At 40.4% G+C, this 19,331-nt stretch carries 19 protein-coding genes and 1 riboswitch; of the genes, 10 read left to right on the top strand and 9 right to left on the bottom strand.

From position 1 onward, the window contains the following. Positions 1–108 precede the first annotated feature (108 nt). Complete coding sequence (locus QOL76_RS15195; RefSeq protein ID WP_283413829.1) at positions 109–2,805, bottom strand: M14 family metallopeptidase; 2,697 nt, start codon at positions 2,803–2,805, stop codon at positions 109–111. Positions 2,806–3,196: 391 nt separating this feature from the next. Here QOL76_RS15195 and QOL76_RS15190 point away from each other — a divergent pair, with 391 nt between their 5' ends. The 4 genes from QOL76_RS15190 (at position 3,197) to QOL76_RS15175 (ending at position 7,039) form a co-directional block, all read left to right on the top strand. Continuing rightward, positions 3,197–4,123 (top strand): ribose-phosphate pyrophosphokinase, encoded by a 927-nt coding sequence (locus QOL76_RS15190; RefSeq protein ID WP_283413828.1) that lies wholly within the window; start codon positions 3,197–3,199, stop codon positions 4,121–4,123. Between the two features lie 112 nt (positions 4,124–4,235). Then, entirely contained in the window at positions 4,236–4,814 is a 579-nt protein-coding gene (locus QOL76_RS15185) for a 50S ribosomal protein L25 (RefSeq protein WP_283413827.1), read from the top strand. A gap of 78 nt (positions 4,815–4,892) precedes the next feature. Next, positions 4,893–5,453, top strand: coding sequence for an aminoacyl-tRNA hydrolase (gene pth / locus QOL76_RS15180; protein WP_283413826.1), 561 nt, complete (start codon positions 4,893–4,895; stop codon positions 5,451–5,453). Between the two features lie 208 nt (positions 5,454–5,661). Then, positions 5,662–5,764: riboswitch (SAM riboswitch) on the top strand. A 102-nt stretch (positions 5,765–5,866) separates the two neighbouring features. Then, the gene (locus QOL76_RS15175; protein ID WP_283413825.1) at positions 5,867–7,039 is read left to right on the top strand and encodes a trans-sulfuration enzyme family protein; all 1,173 of its coding nucleotides are present in this window, start codon (positions 5,867–5,869) and stop codon (positions 7,037–7,039) included. A gap of 57 nt (positions 7,040–7,096) precedes the next feature. On the opposite strand, the gene QOL76_RS15170 is transcribed toward QOL76_RS15175, so the two are convergent. The 3 genes from QOL76_RS15170 to QOL76_RS15160 all read right to left on the bottom strand — a co-directional run bounded on the left by QOL76_RS15170 (position 7,097) and on the right by QOL76_RS15160 (position 9,489). Then, the gene (locus QOL76_RS15170; protein WP_283413824.1) at positions 7,097–7,558 is read right to left on the bottom strand and encodes a CBS domain-containing protein; all 462 of its coding nucleotides are present in this window, start codon (positions 7,556–7,558) and stop codon (positions 7,097–7,099) included. Positions 7,559–7,759: 201 nt separating this feature from the next. After that, positions 7,760–8,503 carry a copper homeostasis protein CutC gene (locus QOL76_RS15165; RefSeq protein WP_283413823.1) on the bottom strand — a complete coding sequence of 248 codons (744 nt, stop codon included), beginning with the start codon at positions 8,501–8,503 and terminating at the stop codon, positions 7,760–7,762. Next, positions 8,500–9,489, bottom strand: coding sequence for an isoaspartyl peptidase/L-asparaginase family protein (locus QOL76_RS15160; RefSeq protein WP_283413822.1), 990 nt, complete (start codon positions 9,487–9,489; stop codon positions 8,500–8,502). The genes QOL76_RS15165 and QOL76_RS15160 overlap by 4 nt, the downstream gene beginning before the upstream one ends. A gap of 173 nt (positions 9,490–9,662) precedes the next feature. Here QOL76_RS15160 and QOL76_RS15155 point away from each other — a divergent pair, with 173 nt between their 5' ends. Beyond that, a complete protein-coding gene (locus QOL76_RS15155; protein WP_283413821.1) occupies positions 9,663–10,424 on the top strand; it encodes a creatininase family protein in 762 nt (253 codons plus the stop codon). 82 nt (positions 10,425–10,506) lie between these two features. Here the strand turns inward: QOL76_RS15155 and QOL76_RS15150 are convergent, their stop codons facing one another. After that, the gene (locus QOL76_RS15150; protein ID WP_283413820.1) at positions 10,507–12,231 is read right to left on the bottom strand and encodes a hypothetical protein; all 1,725 of its coding nucleotides are present in this window, start codon (positions 12,229–12,231) and stop codon (positions 10,507–10,509) included. A gap of 139 nt (positions 12,232–12,370) precedes the next feature. Between QOL76_RS15150 and QOL76_RS15145 the strand changes: the two genes are divergently transcribed. Beyond that, entirely contained in the window at positions 12,371–12,589 is a 219-nt protein-coding gene (locus QOL76_RS15145; protein ID WP_091695064.1) for a PspC domain-containing protein, read from the top strand. Here QOL76_RS15145 and QOL76_RS15140 read toward each other — a convergent pair. From QOL76_RS15140 to hisS, 3 genes are read right to left on the bottom strand one after another with little or no spacing between them, the layout of a single operon-like run. Continuing rightward, positions 12,586–13,593, bottom strand: coding sequence for a glycosyltransferase family 2 protein (locus QOL76_RS15140; protein ID WP_283413819.1), 1,008 nt, complete (start codon positions 13,591–13,593; stop codon positions 12,586–12,588). The two genes, QOL76_RS15145 and QOL76_RS15140, sit on opposite strands and share 4 nt — an antisense overlap. After that, positions 13,590–13,925: a YbaB/EbfC family nucleoid-associated protein gene (locus tag QOL76_RS15135; RefSeq protein WP_283413818.1), complete on the bottom strand. Its 336-nt coding sequence runs from the start codon at positions 13,923–13,925 to the stop codon at positions 13,590–13,592. Before QOL76_RS15135 ends, QOL76_RS15140 begins: the two co-directional genes overlap by 4 nt. A 42-nt stretch (positions 13,926–13,967) precedes the next feature. Continuing rightward, positions 13,968–15,332 (bottom strand): histidine--tRNA ligase, encoded by a 1,365-nt coding sequence (gene hisS / locus QOL76_RS15130; RefSeq protein ID WP_283413817.1) that lies wholly within the window; start codon positions 15,330–15,332, stop codon positions 13,968–13,970. Between the two features lie 165 nt (positions 15,333–15,497). On the opposite strand from hisS, the gene QOL76_RS15125 reads away from it, so the two are divergent. Beyond that, the gene (locus QOL76_RS15125) at positions 15,498–15,641 is read left to right on the top strand and encodes a hypothetical protein (protein ID WP_283413816.1); all 144 of its coding nucleotides are present in this window, start codon (positions 15,498–15,500) and stop codon (positions 15,639–15,641) included. A gap of 198 nt (positions 15,642–15,839) precedes the next feature. Here QOL76_RS15125 and QOL76_RS15120 read toward each other — a convergent pair whose 3' ends face one another. Beyond that, the gene (locus QOL76_RS15120) at positions 15,840–16,349 is read right to left on the bottom strand and encodes a metallophosphoesterase family protein (protein ID WP_283413815.1); all 510 of its coding nucleotides are present in this window, start codon (positions 16,347–16,349) and stop codon (positions 15,840–15,842) included. A gap of 68 nt (positions 16,350–16,417) precedes the next feature. Between QOL76_RS15120 and QOL76_RS15115 the strand changes: the two genes are divergently transcribed. From QOL76_RS15115 to QOL76_RS15105, 3 genes are all read left to right on the top strand, one after another. Then, positions 16,418–16,816: a rhodanese-like domain-containing protein gene (locus QOL76_RS15115; RefSeq protein ID WP_283413814.1), complete on the top strand. Its 399-nt coding sequence runs from the start codon at positions 16,418–16,420 to the stop codon at positions 16,814–16,816. Next, complete coding sequence (locus QOL76_RS15110) at positions 16,813–18,183, top strand: NAD-dependent succinate-semialdehyde dehydrogenase (protein ID WP_283413813.1); 1,371 nt, start codon at positions 16,813–16,815, stop codon at positions 18,181–18,183. Before QOL76_RS15115 ends, QOL76_RS15110 begins: the two co-directional genes overlap by 4 nt. A gap of 83 nt (positions 18,184–18,266) precedes the next feature. Then, positions 18,267–19,247, top strand: a complete 981-nt coding sequence (locus QOL76_RS15105; protein ID WP_283413812.1) for a pyruvate dehydrogenase complex E1 component subunit beta — start codon at positions 18,267–18,269, stop codon at positions 19,245–19,247. The last annotated feature ends 84 nt before the right edge of the window (positions 19,248–19,331 follow it).

Raw genomic sequence — 19,331 nt, 5'->3', positions numbered from 1 at the left:
ATAACTAAAGAAAGTAATAAATCATTCTAAACTTTTTAACCAGTGCACCTTTTAAAAAAGAAAAACCGCCTTGATAGAGGCGGTTTTTCTTTTTACAGAATTGCTATTCTATTTATATAAGCCATTGAAGAGCATCTTAAACGTACCATGTGACTGAGCTCTGAAGGTAATCTCTGGCCCAAAAGCATAGAACTTTCCTTTTCCTATTTTAGCTTCAAAGGCGGTGACACCATTTTTCAGATAGGATTGCCCCCATGCCCATCCGCTTCTCAATGGCTCCTCTTCTCCAAACCAAGCAATTGGTTTTACCCCCTTATTTGCAGCAGAAGGTGCCAATTTGAATACCGGACTTCTATTGAACATGATATAAGCTTCTTCTCCCATCCCATAGTTGATCGGTACAGAATTATCTACGTGCATTTCCAACACAGAACCTGGCACATAATACTTCTCTCCGCTCAGCGATCTGGCTTTGCCATTGGCATCGACTTCTACAAGTGCGTCCTCTACTGGCAATCCAAAGTGAAAGGCAAGTTCTGTAGCTGAGCCTACCGAAATAACCTCACCACCATTTTCAATAAATTCTTTCAATTGAGGAACAGACTCTTCTGCCGTGAAGCTCCCTAACATATGTCGATACTTCTCATCGATTTCTTCTGGCTTGGGTTGTGATCTACCATAGCCCCTAGAACCAACTGAAGGAATTCCTGAACTGATAAACAATAAAACATCATATTTATCATTCAGACCGCCAGCATTTATTTCTTCTGGGAAAATCAATTGGTAATCAAAGTGGAATTGCTCCATCATCCAACGAACCCAACCTGAAGGCATAGACCCACCGTAGTAGTCATACAAACCAATTCGTGCTGGTTGAATCTGGGTAGCGTTTTTGGGCATAGAGGCAGGCACAGGATACACACCATACTCTTTGGCTGCCACTTCCAACTCCTTTTTACCCCCACTCACATAAAACGAGCCTGTAGGCAAGCCATCGACGGGAGCAACAGTTCTATAGACCTTTACTTTGGCTTTTAGCAAATCATTCACTGCCATAAAACTGTTATTGTTTCTGGCATCAAGTAAATAACCAGAACCATTTGCAAGGACTTTGGAAGGCGGTGATTGGATTTCACCGTATGGGATTCGCTCAAATGGACCTTCAAAACCTTCGTATAATTTATCTACTTCCACTCCCATTTGCAAAGCTAATGTCCAGCCTGCTGCATCATACGGACGAATTGGAGGTCCACCAGGGTAGAGAAAATCATTTGGATGATCTTGCGCCTCAAACATGTCAATCACGTGGGGGCGGAATGCTTGGGCAGTTTTCACGATAAATGAATTAGCAGGATAGGTTTTACCATTTACAGTAAATTCCTCTGTAGCCTTTTCCACCAAAATACCCGACTTGATCAGCGCGTTCATGAACTTCACTGCTGTAGGAAAATCAGGTTGATCTGCAGAAAGAATATAACCTCTAGGATCCCGATTAGCAGGGTCTGTATAAACGGTGTCATAGAATTGTGTCGGGAATCTTGATCTAGTGCTATTTTCATCTCCCTTGCTTTTCTGAGCTTCTTTGAATGCATCTTCGACAGCTTGCGCATATTTAGGATACATAGTCCAGTTATCTTGGCTGCCTTTGTCAATAGACTTCCTACCCATCAAATAAATATTCATAAGCAATTCATCTCCGTGACGAACGGCATGGTTGAAGATTGCATAATTCAAGGAGACTGAATAATCAATCGACTGTCTAAAATGCCATTCCTGAGGAGTGACCGGATACGGAGTTCCGTTATTCGGAATCAAACGCTCTGGTACCAAAGGTATCTCCATAGGCGTAGGATTGCCTATGATTTCAGTCAGTATCCCTATGATGTTATGATAATAAGGTGTTGTGCGCAAGCCACCATTCCACCACGTGGAAAAAACTGATCCATCTAGTCTGGTATAGCCAGGCCGATCTTCTTGGTGCATTCTATTGATCATAGCAGCGCCTACTGCATCAAGACTAGTGATGATCAGCGGATCAAACACGTGATTGAATGGGTCCCTATATGGAGGGCCAGCTACTACGGTTCCTGCCGGGCCAGTCTGATGGTGATTGTAAATTACCTGAGGAATCCACTCTACATACTGCTGAAGTGACATATTAGCCGCCTCACTCATATTATTCATATAGAAATCACGGTTGTTATCGTGTCCTACATATTTCTGATAGAGAATAGGGATATTTTGATCGCGCTCTTTTGGATCTTCTTTTCTCATGTACCAGTCAGACATGATTTCCATCCCATCCGGATTAGCATGTACCAGTAGAATAATGACATTATCTAAGATTTTCAAAGTCTCAGCATCATCTCTAGATGCTAGTTGATATAGCGTTTCGATCAACTGGTGTGGACCTACCACCTCGTTAGCATGCAGACCACCATCGATCCAAATCACTGGTTTACCTTCGATAGAAAGTTTTTCTGCTTCCTCTTTTGTTATTTCAGCATGCGCAAGAGTCTGTGAAATTTCCTTGTATCGATCGAGTTTTTCGAAGTTGTCTGGAGCCGTCACAATCATCATAGGCTGAGATCTCCCATATTCGGTTTTGCCTATTTCAAGCATTTTCACCCGATCACTCGCATCAGCCACTTTCTTAAAATAAGCCTCAGTCTGAGTAAAATTGGCAAGCTGGTAATCATCTCCAATGTTAAAACCAAAGTGGGATTTTGGTGTTGGGACAGACTGCGCAAACACTCCGAGTGTCAAAGAAGTAAGCAGTATTATTAGTGTAATTTTTAATCTCATATGTATATGGGTTGATATAATTCTGATATTTCGCATTCTAAAATAGTATGAAAAAAGAGGCCATCATTGAATGAATGCCAGTTTTATCGAAATTTTACAGGATCGGAAAATTGAGTAAAAAAAGTACAACTATTAGAAGATGTAACTCAATATCAAGAAATAGCAATAATTAGAAACATCAACTGTAAAGTAGAGCTTTGTATAAATTTCAAAATTTGTTCCATGTACCATTAAATTTTGTACGACATAAAAATTCTCAGAATGTGCTTAATCCTCCCATAAACCAAAATTATATTCTGAATCAACAACAAGTATCATAGCCATCCATTCAAAAATTATTACTTTTGATCTTAAATCCATTCCACATCTTTCCCGAAAAAAACAACTAACCATGTCCGAGGTTAAAATCTTTTCAGGCACTAACAGCCAAACTCTTGCACAAAAAGTAGCTAAAAACTATGGCAAAAAGCTAGGTGATCTCACCCTTTCTAAGTTTAGTGACGGTGAATTATCTCCCAGCTTTGATGAATCCATTAGGGGCTGTACGGTCTTTTTGGTCCAAAGTACTACACCTCCTAGCGATAATCTTTTGGAGCTATGTCTGATGATAGATGCAGCCAAAAGAGCCAGTGCGTATAAAGTTTGTGCGGTAATTCCTTATTTTGGATATGCCCGACAAGACAGGAAAGATAGGCCTAGAGTTAGTATTGCTGCAAAAGCAATTGCCAATATGATCACTTCAGCAGGAGCAGATCGCATTATGACTTGCGACTTACATGCCGGACAAATTCAAGGTTTTTTTGACATACCTTTGGATCATTTAAATGGATCAGCTATTTTTGTGCCCTATTTGAATTCGCTAAGGCTGCCGGACATGATTTTTGCATCACCAGATGTAGGAGGAGTGGCTAGAGCCAGAGCTTATGCTAAGCATTTTGAAGTAGAAATGGTCGTCTGTGATAAGCACAGAAAAAGAGCCAACGAGATTGCTTCAATGCAAGTAATCGGGGATGTAGAGGGTAAGGACGTTATACTTGTAGACGATTTGGTGGACACAGCAGGCACACTCTGCAAAGCAGCCGAAATGGTCATGGAGAAAGGAGCTAATTCTGTAAGAGCCATTGCAACACATGGAGTTCTCTCAGGAAAAGCTTACGAAAACATCGAAAACTCAGTTTTAGAAGAATTGGTCATCACTGACACCATCTTCCCAAAACAACAATCATCCAAAATCAGAGTATTGACAGTAGCAGATCTTTTCGCAAAGGCAATTCATGCCGTGACTGGAAATACTTCTATCAGTTCTTTGTTTATATAAGAACCAATTTAATACAAATACACTATGAAATCGAGCTTGGAAAAGCATCTCAAGGAGGGATGTAATCCATAATGCGAGATTCCATATGACAATTAAAAATCAATAATTACATATGAAAAATCTAGAGATTATAGGGTTTAAAAGAGCAAATCTCGACAGTGCCAGTCTTTCTGAATTGAGAGAATCAGGTAATGTTCCCTGCGTGGTTTACGGACCTGGTATCAAAGAGCAGATTCACTTCTACTCTCCAATCATCCTATTCAGAGACTTGATATACACTCCTGAAGTTCATATGGTTTCTTTGAATATCGAAGGAACTATCATCAAGGCAGTATTGAAAGACGCACAGTTTCATCCAGTTAGTGAAATGCTGATGCATGCTGACTTCGTAGCATATGCAGAAGACAAGCCTATCAAGTTTGAGATCCCTGTTAAAGTATCAGGAAGCTCTCCAGGACTTGCAAAAGGTGGTAAATTAGAATTAAAAACTAGGGTATTGAAAGTTAAAGGTCTTGCAAAAGATTTCCCAGACGTCATCCCTGTTGATATTTCTAACCTTGATTTAGGTAAATCATTCAAGGTTGAGGACTTAAATGTAGAAGGCTTTGAAATTCTTACTAGTCCAAATGTTTCTATCGTGACTATTGGTATTCCAAGAGCACTTAGAGGCAAGAAAGGCGGAGAAGAATAATCTCAACTTCTTAATCATTCAAAATCCTGCCCGTAACTGGGCAGGATTTTTTATTTTCAAGCCGGATAGCTACAAAAGATGAAATACTTAATCATAGGCCTAGGGAACATAGGGCCAGAATACGAACTTACCAGGCACAACATTGGATTTTTGACCGTGGATAGACTTGCAGATGCGAAGCAATGCTCATGGAAAAGTGATCGTCTTGCCTTCAAAACAGAATTCAAGTTTAAAGGCAGAACAATTCACCTAATCAAACCAACCACTTATATGAATCTTAGTGGTAAAGCAATGAACTACTGGATGAAAGAACTACAAATCCCAAAGGAAAACACCTTAGTAATCGTAGATGATGTAGCCATTCCCTTCGGGAAACTTCGAATGAAACCCAAAGGAAGTGCTGCTGGTCATAATGGCTTGAAAAATATCGAAGAACTTACAGGAGGACAAAACTACCCAAGGTTGAGAATGGGAATTGGAGACGATTTTCCTAAAGGTAGACAAGTCGATTTTGTGTTAGGGAAATTCACCCAAGATGAATTCGCTGAATTACCCACTATGATGGATAAAGCGATAGAAATGACTCTAAGTTTTTGTGCGACAGGAATTGATCGCACCATGAATCAATTTAATGATTGATTAATATGCATATCCGCTTTTCAACCAGTAACGTGGCAAAAGCAATGTAAGTAATGTTAAATTTAAGACCCGACATCGGTCAACGATCTTCCAACCTGATAAGCAAAGATTCTCAGGTGACTGGTAACATTGCGGATAATCATAATTGATTAAATAAGATTTGGATTTCCCCAAATCTAGGTCTTTCTTTGCATCACTTCAGGCAACTGATTTATAAAGAAGAGGCGAGAGATTAGGCTCTATGACCCTCTGGCAACCATCCCGAAACGGAGAACGGTGCCAAATCCTACCCTTTGCGGGAACTATAGATTGGCTTACTTCACAATAATCCCTTTTAGTTCGTTTACCGCTTTTGGGTTTGATTTTCTCAAATCTGCTTGATTAGTCATGTCAAAATATTAACTGATCAATAAATGAGTAAGCATTTCGAAACTAATTCTGTACGGATCTCCACTTCCAAATCCAGCCAGAGAGAGCATTCTGCTCCGATTTACCTTACATCTAGCTTTACATTTGACTCTGCCGAAGAAGCCAGAGCCACCTTTGCTGATGAAAAAGAAGGAAATATCTATTCTAGGTATGCCAACCCCAACTCCAGTGATCTCATTGAGAAAGTTTGTGCAGCGGAAGGAACTGAAGATGGGTTTGCAACCGCATCAGGAATGGCTGCGATGTTTGGAAGTATTGCCGCATTGCTTCAGCAAGGAGATCATGTACTAGCTGCCCGTTCCCTATTTGGTTCTACGCACCAGCTGTTGACTAAAGTGTTTCCGAAGTGGGGGATAACCTCTACCTACGGAGATATTTCAGATTATCTAAACTGGGAAAAACTCGTACAGCCCAATACCAAAATGCTCTTTATTGAAACTCCATCCAATCCAGGTTTGGAAATAATCGATTTGGAATGGGCTGGAAAATTCGCTGCTGCACACAACCTAATCCTAGTTGTTGATAATTGCTTTGCAACGCCATACTTACAGCAACCAACTAAGTGGGGCGCACATATTGTGACTCACAGTGCGACGAAATACATTGATGGTCAAGGAAGAGTACTTGGAGGTTTGATCTTAGGAAAAGCCGACTTGATGAAAGAAGTGCAGTTTTTTGCCAGACATACAGGTCCTGCCATTTCTCCATTCAATGCTTGGATTCTTGCCAAGAGTATGGAAACCCTAGGCTTAAGAATGGACAGACACTGTAGTAACGCGCTGAAAGTTGCGGAATATTTTGAAGGCAACTCTGAATTGCTAGCCGTAAAATATCCTTTCTTGAAGTCACACCCACAATACGAAGTAGCTAAAAAGCAAATGAGCCAGGGAGGCGGTGTGATCACACTTGACCTGAAAGGCGGAGTACAACGCGCTCAGCGATTTATAGACAAACTTCAGATGATTTCCATTACAGCAAATCTTGGAGATAGCCGAAGTATAGTGACGCATCCAGCATCGACTACGCATAGCAAACTATCTACTGAAGAAAGAGCTCAGGTGGGGATCTCGGATGGACTAGTAAGACTATCCGTGGGTCTGGAGCACTACGAAGATATCATACAAGATGTGGAAAGAGCAATAGACTCCTCCAAATAAAAAATGCCCCTGAATACATATCTTTAGGGGCATTTACATTTTAAACCAATTTTTTATTTACCATGTAGTATGTTTCATTGTAGGGAATGCTCTGATTATATCACTAAGGCTTATTTGACCTAAAAGCACGCCATCTTTCATTACTGGGAATCTTCGGATTTTATGTTCTAAAAATAAAGATGCTGCATCGAATATTGATAAATCAGGAGAAAGTGTAAGCACATCAACGGACATGTGTTCACTTACTTTTGCTGGAAACTTCGGTGTATTGGTATACTTCCCTTTGATTATCTCCTTGAGACAATCCACTTCTGAGATAATGCCAACCAGCCCACCGGATGCATCTATTACAGGTGCGCCTGAAATTTTCCGCTTGGTGAGAACCTCCATCACCTGATCGATGGTATCATCTGGCTTGAAAGTAATCAAACTGGTACTCATATACTCTTTGACGAGAATTTGTGGAATCGGGGCTTTTTTGGGCTCTGCCATCCTTACCCCTTGATAACTTTTTACCATAAATTAAAAATTAAAGTTGAAAGAATAAATTACTGAATATATACTACAATTAAAAATTATAGTTTAAAAAATAGATATAATCAGTACTATATTTTTAAAATCGTCATCAATTCAAAATACACTAAACCCCTCTACAAACAAAGAGTCACTTATAATTAAGTGACTCTTTGTTGAATTAATTAAACAGGAAGGTAACTTGACTTATCCTGCTATCACTTTCAAAAATTGTTCAACCACTTCCTTGTCAATTCTAAGATGGTGTGTGAATGATTGTGGATCATCAGAGAATGACAAATCTGGGTTTACAAATTGATTAGCGGAAGGAATTCTAGTCTTGCAGGAAGCGTGGATTTCTTGCAAAAATCCAGTTTTCCTCAACTCCAACACATGCGCTGGTTTAGTTCCTCCACCTGGCATAATACTAATCCTACCCTGAGCTTTCACGAGTAATTCTTTCAGGATATCCATCCCTTCGGTTACAGAATTTTTACCTCCAGATGTCAATATTCTATCAAATCCACAGGAAATGATTTTCTCCAAGGAATCAAAGAAATCAGCTGAAGCATCAAATGCACGATGAAAAGTACATGGCTTTCCAGAGGCTGCTCGTAAAAGAGTTTTACAAGAATCGCTATCCACATACCCCTGATTATCCAAAACACCAAAAACAAAACCATCAGCACCATGCTCCCCAAGCAATTCTATATCGCGCTTCATCACCATCAATTCCTTTTGAGAGTATGCGAAATCCCCTCCTCTTGGACGGATCATTACAAATACAGGAATATCTATTTCTGTCTTTAGAAATTTTAGCATTCCTATGCTTGGCGTCTCTCCACCCTCCGGAAAATTAGCACAAAGCTCCAATCTATCCACTCCAAATTGAGCTGCATCTAAAGCTGCCTCAACATTGAACACTGGAGATTCTAAGATTATTTTACTCATCCTTTTTTGAAATGAGAACCCGAGTCAATCATTACATTGTTTTGCAGCGTCGCTTGTGCAAAGTTGAAACCTGGATGAACGGCATAAGCCCCTACTTCTCCATCTTTATTCATAGCTAGGAATCCAGCTTGTATATCTTTAATATCCTTGCTGTTTTTTGCAATCAAACGTCTAACTGCTTCTTCACACGCTTCCTGAGGAGTGCGTCCCTGACGCATTAACTCAACGATCAAAAAGCTTCCGCAAATCCTAATAATCGATTCGCCAAGTCCTGTTGCAGTAGCTGCTCCTACTTCATTATCTACAAATAATCCAGCCCCAATTATCGGGCTGTCCCCCACTCTTCCATGCATTTTGTAGGAAAGCCCACTCGTAGTACAACTTCCTGCAAGATTTCCTTTCGCATCCATACCAATCATTCCGATAGTATCGTGGTTTTCAATATTGATCACAGGCTTGTATTGGCTAGTTTCCTTCCATTTAAGGTAGGCTTTTTTTGCGCCGGGGCTCAATTCCTCTTTCTCTATAGGAAAGCCTTCAGCAATAGCCAACTGCTTGGCACCCTCTCCTACTATCATTACATGAGGAGTTTTTTCCATCACCACTCGCGCCAGTGAAATCGGATGCTTCACTTGTCTCACGAAAGCCACAGCTCCACAGGAGCCGTCACCAGACATAATTGAAGCATCAAGAGTGGTAATCCCCTCCCGGTCTGGTAAGCCTTGCAAGCCTACTGAAAGGTTACTTAAATCTAATTCCGTATCCTTTACCCCAGTTTCAACCGCATCAATAATACTTCCTCCTGACTTCAATTTTTCAACCGCGGCAGCATTTGCTGGCAATCCATGATTCCAGGTAGAGAGGATTAGGGGCTTTTCTCCTTTGAAAAGCGAAGGAGCTGTTGCTTCCGCTATAGATGATACTCCAGGTATAAATAAGGCAGAGCCCATTAGGGATTGCTTGATAAATTTTCTTCTTTGTGACATTCGCGTTAATTTAGAATCAGGCCTCAAATTATTAAAATTGGAGCTAATTAGGCTAACCATCCTTCACTTCATTTAAAATCCGTTGATGAAATAAGCCGTCCAAGGCAACTGAAAACGAGAATATCACTGATCAAATTATCTCCATTATACCAACCTCAAGTAATATAATACATATGAAACCCTACCTACTAGCTGAATCAAACTGGAAAACACTAAAAGATCATCGTTTTGAATTGGCTGTGTTGCCTTGGGGAGCAACTGAAGCGCATAATTATCATATGCCCTATGGTACGGATGTCTATGAAGCAGATGCTGTAGCCAGTGAAGCTGGAAGAAAAGCATGGGAAAAAGGAGCCAATGTCACAATTATGCCTACTATCCCATTTGGAGTAAACACTGGGCAATCAGACATCTACCTGGACATCAACCTAAATCCTAGTACGCAGCTATTAATTCTTAAAGACATTATCACTGTGCTGGATCGTCAGGGAACCAAGAAGCTATTAATCCTAAACAGCCATGGAGGAAATGATTTCAAGACCATGCTTCGTGAGCTGGGACTGCAGTTTCCTGACATGATGCTTTTCACCTGTAATTGGTTTCAGGCTCTGGACAAAACGAAATACTTTGAAGAAGCGGGAGACCATGCTGATGAAATGGAAACTTCCATCATCATGCATCTACATCCAGAGTTGGTTTTACCGCTAGATCAAGCGGGAGATGGGGCGGAAAAAAAATCTAAAATTCAAGGAATAAAAGAGAAATGGGCTTGGGCTGAGCGGAAATGGTCAGAAGTCACCGAAGATACAGGAATTGGTAATCCGAAAAAATCCTCACCAGAAAAGGGCAAGAAATACCTTGAGGACGTGACTGATAAAGTGGCTCAACTTATGGTAGATATCTGCCAAGCAAAAGCTGGAAATCTTTACGAATAATTAGTCCATAGCAGCCTCCTTAATTACTTAACATTCTCTTTGTCAAGGCAAAAGAATAATTCTTCCTAATCTAGATTAACCTTTAATTTTCTTTTTTGCTTGCAGCAGGTCTAAAAATCTGAAAGAATTCGTCAGTAGATCGGATTTCTTCAAAAATCGGATCTACCAGAGCTTTTTGATAAAGCAATTCACTGGAATGGATCGCTCTGTCCAACTGCAGAAGCGCTACTTCTGCTTGGCCACTTTCGGCTGCTATCATAGCCAGCCCATAAAAACCATAGCCATAGTTTCTCCCAGCCATAACAGACTCCTCAAAAGACAGACTAGCATTCGCAAAATCCTTTGCAAGATAATAGGCCAATCCCTTGTTGAAAAAATCCTTAGGCTCGGTATAGTTGTAATTAAAACGAAGTGTGGCCAACTTATAATCACCTCTCAAAATATCCAATGCACCTCTCAAGCTTTCATTGTACCTGAGGAAATTATCATTCCGAGTGAGTACTGAAGCATCCGAAAGTTTCTTATACGCCTCCCAAGTTTTGCCCTGCAGAACCATGATCTGCCCTTGATTATGTAGCACATAGGGATTGGTGTCAATTTTGGCAGCTTGGTACAGAAGCTCATTTGCTTCTTTCCACAGCGCATCTTTCGCCTCCTGATCCAGGGTTCGCTGTGCCAAGCGCATCTTTACTACTGCCAAATTATTATACGGAATCACAGACCGAAACAATTCCGTCATCTTACTGTAGATCTTAGCCTTGTCTTCCAACCTAGGGGTAGTTTCTCCAGCAATAGCCCAATCAGCCATATCAAGCTCAGAATTCCCATTACTTTGCTCAAGTGCTTTTTGGAGAATCATAGACTGAGCCTGATTAAGCCCCAGAAGAGGTTTAGCTACTACTTCAATTTTTGCAACTCTCAGATTTGGGAATAAATCACTTGCCACTTGATTAAAACCTGATATTTTTCTTAATGCCTGAGATTGAGTCTGATAATCCAATTCATTTAACAATACTGCATAGTACTGATCCTTACGCTGTGTAGAAATTTTTTCATACTCACGGAGCAGCAAACGAAAATCGAACCAGTCATTCCATCTCGAAGACACTTCTAAAAGGCTATCTCTTATCGAAATATTAGATTCTTTTAGCAATCTATTTACTGCCTCTGCTCTATCCATCCCTAGCTTACTGCTACTACCTTCTGCAGTTTCAGGAGATTGCACGCCAGTGATTTTAAATGATAAAACTGACGAGTTCTCAGTGAGGAAAGTCTTCAAATCGGCGATTGCTTGCGTGTTTGCACTATTCATTTTGATAGTGGAAGACCCAGCATCGAATTTGATTAAAAACTCTTTGGACCGTGACAGATCTGTATCCATGATTCCTGTCGATATAAAAAGCCCTACCTGAGGAATAGGTTCATCGTAATTCACCTTCCCTACTTTCGCCAGTAATGGCGTTGTTATTACTCCCCGCGCCAAAACCTTCTTCTGATACGGTTCATCAAGCGCTTTTTTCCCTTGAAAAAACTGAATTTCCAGAAAAGCTCCTTCCATCCAAGGCTCATAGGCTAAAGTAAAGGATTGATTATAAGAGTAGTCCCCTACATTTTTGGTCAACTCAAGTGCTTCAAAAAGCAGGGAGTTTTCCGAAGATTTGAGAAGAACATTAATTTTAGGATTTTTGGGACTAAGGGCAGATTCAATTGGAATTGTACCTGTCACTTCGAATCTCACAGAATCTCTGATAAACTCCAACTTACCCGGGACCACTTTCGAATCTTCCAAAAAGTCAGTTTCGGGCATAATTATTGAACCGCAAAGTATTGGGAATAAAACAAATAATAACAAAACAGGCTTTTTCTTAAACAATAGGTCTAACATTCTTATTTATTAATTCACCAGACTTTTTTCTAAATTTACCGCAACGAAATCATCTATAACCATGGAAAAGCTGAAAATATTTTTCGAAGAAAGAGCCTTTGGGGTATGCTCACGCTTGGGTGAAAAACTCAATTTTCCAATTGACAGTATTCGTTTATTCTTCATTTATGCCTCATTTGTCACAATGGGCTCACCGGTTATTCTTTACGTAAGTATGGCCATGACTATGAAAATCAGAAAGTTTTTCAGGAAAAAGAACAATCCAGTTCTTTTCGATTAAAGTTGATCAAAGGTCTTTTTCCCTAGAACTTTCCAGTTCCAAAAGATCAGACCTACCTTCCCCCTTCTTGGTATTTCCTTTCTTCCTTCCATGGTAGGATGGAATTTATTTATTGCTTTCTTTTTATCTCCAAAGTGTTTGTAAGCATTCAAAACTGCTTTCGCAAATTCTTTTCTGCCTTGGCTCATGTAGCTAATTGCAGCAAGATGCTCTAACAAAGACTTGACCATAAAAATTTTGAGGAATCTTGATGAGCTCTCATTCTTATAAATCATACTCAGACTATTTCTAATATTCAGGTATAATTTCTTCGGACTTGCTCTGTCAAGCGTGGCTCCTCCTAAATGATAGACTGCCACTGGTCCGTAATAGCCAATCTTCCAGCCTGATCTTCGCATTCTCCAACAAAGATCTATTTCCTCCATATGCGCAAAAAAATCTGAATCAAATCCAGACAAATCGTGGAATAATGAGGCATTAACTACCATACAGGCTCCTGAGGCCCAATCCACATCAATTATGTCATCGTATTTACCAGAATCTTTTTCTATAGTTTCCCATATTCTACCTCGACAGTAAGGGTAACCATAGCGATCCAAAAACCCTCCACCGGCACCGGCATAGTCAAACACACCTCTCTCCTTCCATGAGAGAATTTTTGGTTGGAGTGCTGCGTAGTCCTGATGAGCCTTCATCCAAGTGACCATAGTATAATCCCAATCAGGGCTTACTTCCACATCGGAATTCAACAGAATGTAATATTCATACTGTCCCCTAATCGTAGCCAAACCAGCATTATATCCTCCCGCGTAACCAAAATTTTCCTCAAGTTTGATTTGCTTGATCTGAGGGAAGTTAACGTCTAAAAAATCTATGGAGTCGTCAGTACTTGCATTGTCTATCACCCAAACGTCATAAATACTATGCATACAAACTGAAGGAAGAAATGTCTTTAGCATTTCTTCCCCATTGTAATTCAGTATGACGATGGCACAGGTTTTCATCCAAACATGCTGCCTAGATCCATTCCAGGAATATTAGGCATCATTCCTTCGGTGGCTGCTTTCATCTCAGCTTTGATTTTCACATCAATAGAGGTCATCGCTATATTCGTAGCCGCGACAATCAGATCGCTCAGCATTTCCTTGTCCTTAGATGAGATCAATGAATCATCAAAGTCAATACTTACTACTTTTCTATCACCATTCACAGTGACTTTCACCATACCAGCACCAGATTCACCAGTTGATGTAAGGTGAACAAGCTTAGCTTGAGTTTCTTTGATTTTTGCTTGGGCTTCTTTCACTTTGCCCATCATGCCCATTATATCAAACATATGTTCTTAATTAAGTTATACCCACCAATTGTGAGTTAAATTTTACTTTAATCGCTCTATAGCTTCTTCTAAACTTACAGATTCTTGAATTCCTGTTTCTAGGTTTTTCAAAGCAATTTGACTGCTTTCAATCTCCGAATCCCCACAGATTCCAACAAATGGAATTGACTTTTTCGAAGCAAAATCAAGTTGCTTTTTCATTTTTGTGACATCTGGATATAGCTCTGCTTTGATTCCCGCAGCTCTGAATTTCTTCAACAAGCCTAACGCATAAACAAATGCTTTTTGGTCAAAGTGCGTCAACAAAACTTTGGTGCTCTGAAGACTGTCCTCTGGAAACAAGTTCAATTCCTCCAGCACATCGTACAGACGATCTACACCAAAAGAAAAACCAACTCCAGACATTTTCTCCTTCAATCCGAAGTTCTCAGTCAGATTATCATATCGACCACCTCCACTGACGGATCCGATGGACACATGGTTTACTTTCACCTCGAAAATTGCACCTGTATAATAAGAAAGTCCTCGAGCAAGCATGATATCTAAATCCACAAAATCTAGACTTTCACCCATCTCTCCCAAGATTTGGAACACTTCTTCCAATTCGCTAACTCCCTGAATACCTATCTCACTGTCAGCCAAGAACTCTTTAAGAAACGCTAATTTACCGGTCTGATCAGCTTCCAATTGCACAAGCGGAGTCAATTTCTCTATAGAATCAGCAGCAAAACCTCGCTCAGTTAATTCCTCTTTGACTTTTTCCCAGCCAATTTTATCCAGCTTATCTATCGCCACGCAAAGCGGTGCTTCCTTGCCTGCTTCCCCGATTGCTTCAGAGATGCCTGTGAGTATTTTTCTGTTGTTCAGCTTGATGCTGTAATCGCTCAGTTTCAGTTTCTCAAAAACCGAACGGATCATTAGAATTATTTCTGCTTCGCACAGCAAACTATCCGTCCCTACCACATCTGCGTCACATTGATAGAATTCTCGGTATCTTCCTTTCTGAGGACGATCTGCTCGCCAAACTGGCTGAATCTGAAAACGCTTGAAAGGAAAAGTCAGCTCATTCCTATTCATCACCACAAAGCGGGCAAAAGGCACCGTCAAGTCATAACGAAGTCCTTTCTCAGAAACCTTCGGTAAAGTATTCTTAAATCCAGCATGAAGATCAGCCTCCTGCACATTCTTGAGGTAATCTCCGCTGTTAAGGATTTTAAACAATAACTGATCTCCCTCATCTCCATATTTTCCAGTCAGCGTACTGAGGTTCTCCATAGCAGGAGTTTCGATCTGATTGTAGCCAAAAAGTTGAAACGTACTCTTAATGGAATCTAGAATATAATTTCTTCTGGCCATCTGGATGGTTCCAAAATCTCTGGTTCCTTTTGGCAGACTCGGCTTTTGCATAGCTTGTTTTTGGTGATTAGCTGCCAAATTTATTCAAAAAAAAGGAAACGCTCCTTGATATCGTGAAAGTCAAAGAATTAAATCCTAAATTATTTTAGGCAGAAAAGAAATGTTTGTTTACTTTTGCGACTCGTTTCGAAACAATACTATTAAAAATATACGACCATGGCAGTTACTACACTGAAGAGAAAACTTAAAAGAAAAAGACAATCTCAGACCACACGTGTGATTAAGATCAAGCAATTGTCTGCTCAGCCTGTAATCAGAAACGTGGACGTTGAAGAGCTTAAGAAGTCTTTCACGAAATAAGTATTATTTCTGAAAAAACATTTAAGGCGGTCATTTGATCGCCTTTTTTTATGTTCTTTTTTGAGACTTTAGATGCAAGACTTAAGACAATAGAAGTATCTTCAAAATAGAAGATCTCTCCAACTGCTTACCGTGACTGATTCCTTAGAACTATCGACCTAATATATTTCACTTCTTGCCTCTAACACTAGTCACAACTCACAAAACCTTCCCCCTCTTCCCCAATTCCACCACTCGGAGATTTTTGACTTGCCCGGCCTCCAAGTCAAATAACAACATTGTCCGCATCACATGAAAGCCATGCTGACCTATAGCTCCTGGATTCATGTAGAGACAATTCACTGTCTTATCAAATTCAACCTTACAAATATGCGAATGCCCACAAATGAATAGTTGAGGTGAAGATTCTTTGATTCTTGCCTTGATGCCAGTTGCGTAGCGGGGAGGTTTACCCCCGATATGGGTCATCAGCACCTTCACTCCTTCTAGTATAAATTCCTGCCATTCTGGATAAGTCTGCTGAATAGAACTGTCATCTATATTTCCAAAAACAGCCCTCACAGGCTTTCCTGTAGGCAATGCTTTCATCACATCCTCACTTCCAATATCTCCAGCATGCCAAATTTCATCAACTTCATCCAAATAGGTGAGCGTTTTGTGGTCTATAAAACTGTGGGAATCGGATATGAGAGCGATCTTGGTAGGCATTTGATGTTAATCTTGCTAAATTTTCATTTCAATATGGAATAGCAAACTCTCACATCAAACTCTCGACCATGAAACTTCAAAAAATTCTTTTCCTGGCAATTGCCATCGTCCTAGTAAAAATAGACTTTGCGCAAGCTCAAACATCTGAAGTAAAAACCCTTAAGCCAGCTCAATTTGAAGAGCTAATGAAAAACAAGGGAGCAGTAAGAGTGATTGACGTACGAACACCCGAAGAAATAGCTGAAGGAAAAATTCCAGGCGCTATTACTATTGACATTAAAAACGAAAATTTCAAAAGCGAGATTGCTAAGCTAGATAAGAAACGAACCTATTTGGTCTACTGCAAAGCAGGAGTCCGGTCAGAAAATGCAGCGAGTATCATGAAGGTTGCAGGATTCACTCATTTATATTCATTGGATGGGGGAATAGATGCTTGGCGTGAAGCAGGAAAAACTATAGAAAAATGACACTGATCAAATCAATTAACCCCTACACAAACGAAGTATTAGCAGAATTCCAACCCCACACTGAAGAGGAACTTGAAGCCAAACTAAGTGCAGGATCCATGGCATTCTCAAGTTGGAAGGATACTAGTTTCTCAAAAAGGGCCGAATTGATGGGCAATGCGGCAAAGGTATTGAAAGATAACCGTGAGAAATATGCTAAAATCATTTCCTTGGAAATGGGAAAAGTTCTCAAAGAGTCTTTAGCAGAAGTTGATAAATGCGCTTTGGCATGTAATTATTATGCCGAAAATGCGGCTGAGTTCTTGAAAGAAGAACCAATCGAATTGCCTGACGGCGCGAGAGCTAAAGTCATACATCAGCCGCTTGGGATAGTCTTGGCAGTAATGCCATGGAATTTTCCTTTCTGGCAGGTATTCCGTTTTGCAGCCCCAACATTGATGGCTGGTAATGTCGGCGTTTTGAAACATGCTTCCAATGTCCCACAATGCGCTTTGGCAATTGAGGAAGTTTTAACGGAGGCAGGTTTTCCTGAAGGTGCCTTCCAAAGCCTCTTGATAGACTCCAAGGCGACCACCAACCTTATTGAGGACGCACGCATAAAAGCAGTCACCCTTACGGGAAGTGAAAAAGCTGGCGCATCTGTCGCATCTACAGCTGGAAAACATATCAAAAAATCTTTGCTTGAATTAGGTGGAAGCGATCCATTCATAGTTTTGAAAGACGCTAATATTAAGAAAGCAACAGAAACAGCTGTAAAAGCAAGAATGATAAATTGCGGACAAAGCTGCATTGCGGCTAAACGATTTATCGTGGAGGAAGATGTCTACGAGGAGTTTTTAGCTCATTTCGTTGAGCACTTCAGCCAATTGAAACAAGGCGATCCTATGAATGAAGAGTCAGATTTCGCATGTATGGCTAGACCAGATTTAGCAAAAGAACTATATACTCAACTAGACAAATCTGTAAAAGCCGGCGCTAAACTCATTTACGGAGGAGAAGCACCGGAAGAAAATTCAGCTGTATTTCAACCGGCAATTTTAACGGACATACCTACTTCAGCTCCCGCCTATTCAGAGGAGCTTTTTGGACCTGTAGCTACTATTTTCAAAGTCAAAAATGAAGAAGACGCAATCGCCATAGCCAATGATTCAGAATTTGGATTAGGCGGGTCCATTTGGTCTGAGAACAAGGAAAAAGCAGAACAATTAGCCTCAAAAATCGAAAGCGGTGCGGTCTTTATTAATGCCATGGTAGCTTCCAATCCGCACCTACCATTTGGTGGGATAAAAAAATCTGGATATGGGCGAGAATTGAGCAGATATGGGATTTTAGAGTTCGTTAATTCGAAAACTGTCTATTTGGGCTAATCTATTAGGGATTAAGCGGTCTTTATTTTTGGTTTTGGCCAATTCCTTTCTATTTTTACGAGCCAAAATTTTGTCATAAACTAATGAGAGAAATACAGTTTCGAGAAGCCTTAAGAGAGGCAATGTCCGAAGAAATGAGACGTGATAAAGACGTTTTTCTGATGGGCGAAGAAGTTGCTGAATATAACGGAGCATATAAAGTATCCCAAGGAATGCTAGATGAATTCGGTCCGGATCGTGTCTATGACACACCGATTGCCGAGCTTGGCTTTTCAGGGCTTGCTGTAGGAGCTGCGATGAATGGATTGAAGCCCATTGTGGAGTTCATGACTTTCAACTTCTCTCTAGTAGCCATAGATCAGATTATCAACTCCGCAGCTAAAATGCTAGCTATGTCAGGTGGAGCTTATAGCGTACCGGTCGTTTTCAGAGGTCCAACTGGTAATGCTGGTCAGCTGGGAGCTACACACTCTTCCAACTTCGAAAATTGGTTTGCCAATACTCCAGGCTTGAAAGTGATTGTTCCTTCTAATCCTTACGATGCAAAAGGCCTTATGAAAGCCGCCATTCGTGACCCAGATCCAGTGATCTTCATGGAGTCTGAGGTGATGTATTCTGACAAAGGTGAAGTGCCTGAGGGAGAATACTTGCTTCCAATCGGCGTGGCTGATATCAAGAGAAAAGGAAAAGATGTCACAGTGATTTCATTCGGTAAAATGATGAAAGTAGCTCTAGAGGCTGCAGAAGAAATGGCTAAAGAAGGCATTGAAGCGGAAGTGATCGATTTGCGTACAGTTAGGCCTATTGATTATGCTACTTGCATAGAATCAGTAAAGAAAACCAACAGAGTAGTGATCGTAGAGGAAGCTAATCCTATCGCAGGTATTTCATCTGAATTGACCTATCATTTCCAGCGGTATGCCTTTGATTACCTAGACTCTCCAGTTATTCGTGTGAACTCTATGGATATTCCGTTGAGCTACTCACCTACTTACATCGAAGCTACTTTGCCAAATGTAAAGAGAACTGTAGATGCGATTAAAAAGGTCTGCTACAAAAACTAGTCAATCTATTTTAACATATCAAAGCCAGATTTCATTGATTTGAAGTCTGGCTTTTTCATTTTTATCATTATCCGCAAAGATGCC

The sequence above is a fragment of the Algoriphagus winogradskyi genome, assembly GCF_900182815.1.
GTDB classification, from domain to species: Bacteria; Bacteroidota; Bacteroidia; order Cytophagales; family Cyclobacteriaceae; genus Algoriphagus; species Algoriphagus winogradskyi.
Note: the sequence above shows the minus strand (reverse complement) of the source record. Positions and strands in the feature narration are given on the sequence as shown.

What these genes read in the sequence shown, in the direction of transcription:
- QOL76_RS15195 (WP_283413829.1), bottom strand. Translation starts at nt 2,805, where the DNA reads ATGAGATTAAAAATTACACTAATAATACTGCTTACTTCTTTGACACTC.
- QOL76_RS15190 (WP_283413828.1), top strand. Translation starts at nt 3,197, where the DNA reads ATGTCCGAGGTTAAAATCTTTTCAGGCACTAACAGCCAAACTCTTGCA.
- QOL76_RS15185 (WP_283413827.1), top strand. Translation starts at nt 4,236, where the DNA reads ATGAAAAATCTAGAGATTATAGGGTTTAAAAGAGCAAATCTCGACAGT.
- pth (WP_283413826.1), top strand. Translation starts at nt 4,893, where the DNA reads ATGAAATACTTAATCATAGGCCTAGGGAACATAGGGCCAGAATACGAA.
- QOL76_RS15175 (WP_283413825.1), top strand. Translation starts at nt 5,867, where the DNA reads ATGAGTAAGCATTTCGAAACTAATTCTGTACGGATCTCCACTTCCAAA.
- QOL76_RS15170 (WP_283413824.1), bottom strand. Translation starts at nt 7,558, where the DNA reads ATGGTAAAAAGTTATCAAGGGGTAAGGATGGCAGAGCCCAAAAAAGCC.
- QOL76_RS15165 (WP_283413823.1), bottom strand. Translation starts at nt 8,503, where the DNA reads ATGAGTAAAATAATCTTAGAATCTCCAGTGTTCAATGTTGAGGCAGCT.
- QOL76_RS15160 (WP_283413822.1), bottom strand. Translation starts at nt 9,489, where the DNA reads ATGTCACAAAGAAGAAAATTTATCAAGCAATCCCTAATGGGCTCTGCC.
- QOL76_RS15155 (WP_283413821.1), top strand. Translation starts at nt 9,663, where the DNA reads ATGAAACCCTACCTACTAGCTGAATCAAACTGGAAAACACTAAAAGAT.
- QOL76_RS15150 (WP_283413820.1), bottom strand. Translation starts at nt 12,231, where the DNA reads ATGCCCGAAACTGACTTTTTGGAAGATTCGAAAGTGGTCCCGGGTAAG.
- QOL76_RS15145 (WP_091695064.1), top strand. Translation starts at nt 12,371, where the DNA reads ATGGAAAAGCTGAAAATATTTTTCGAAGAAAGAGCCTTTGGGGTATGC.
- QOL76_RS15140 (WP_283413819.1), bottom strand. Translation starts at nt 13,593, where the DNA reads ATGAAAACCTGTGCCATCGTCATACTGAATTACAATGGGGAAGAAATG.
- QOL76_RS15135 (WP_283413818.1), bottom strand. Translation starts at nt 13,925, where the DNA reads ATGTTTGATATAATGGGCATGATGGGCAAAGTGAAAGAAGCCCAAGCA.
- hisS (WP_283413817.1), bottom strand. Translation starts at nt 15,332, where the DNA reads ATGCAAAAGCCGAGTCTGCCAAAAGGAACCAGAGATTTTGGAACCATC.
- QOL76_RS15125 (WP_283413816.1), top strand. Translation starts at nt 15,498, where the DNA reads ATGGCAGTTACTACACTGAAGAGAAAACTTAAAAGAAAAAGACAATCT.
- QOL76_RS15120 (WP_283413815.1), bottom strand. Translation starts at nt 16,349, where the DNA reads ATGCCTACCAAGATCGCTCTCATATCCGATTCCCACAGTTTTATAGAC.
- QOL76_RS15115 (WP_283413814.1), top strand. Translation starts at nt 16,418, where the DNA reads ATGAAACTTCAAAAAATTCTTTTCCTGGCAATTGCCATCGTCCTAGTA.
- QOL76_RS15110 (WP_283413813.1), top strand. Translation starts at nt 16,813, where the DNA reads ATGACACTGATCAAATCAATTAACCCCTACACAAACGAAGTATTAGCA.
- QOL76_RS15105 (WP_283413812.1), top strand. Translation starts at nt 18,267, where the DNA reads ATGAGAGAAATACAGTTTCGAGAAGCCTTAAGAGAGGCAATGTCCGAA.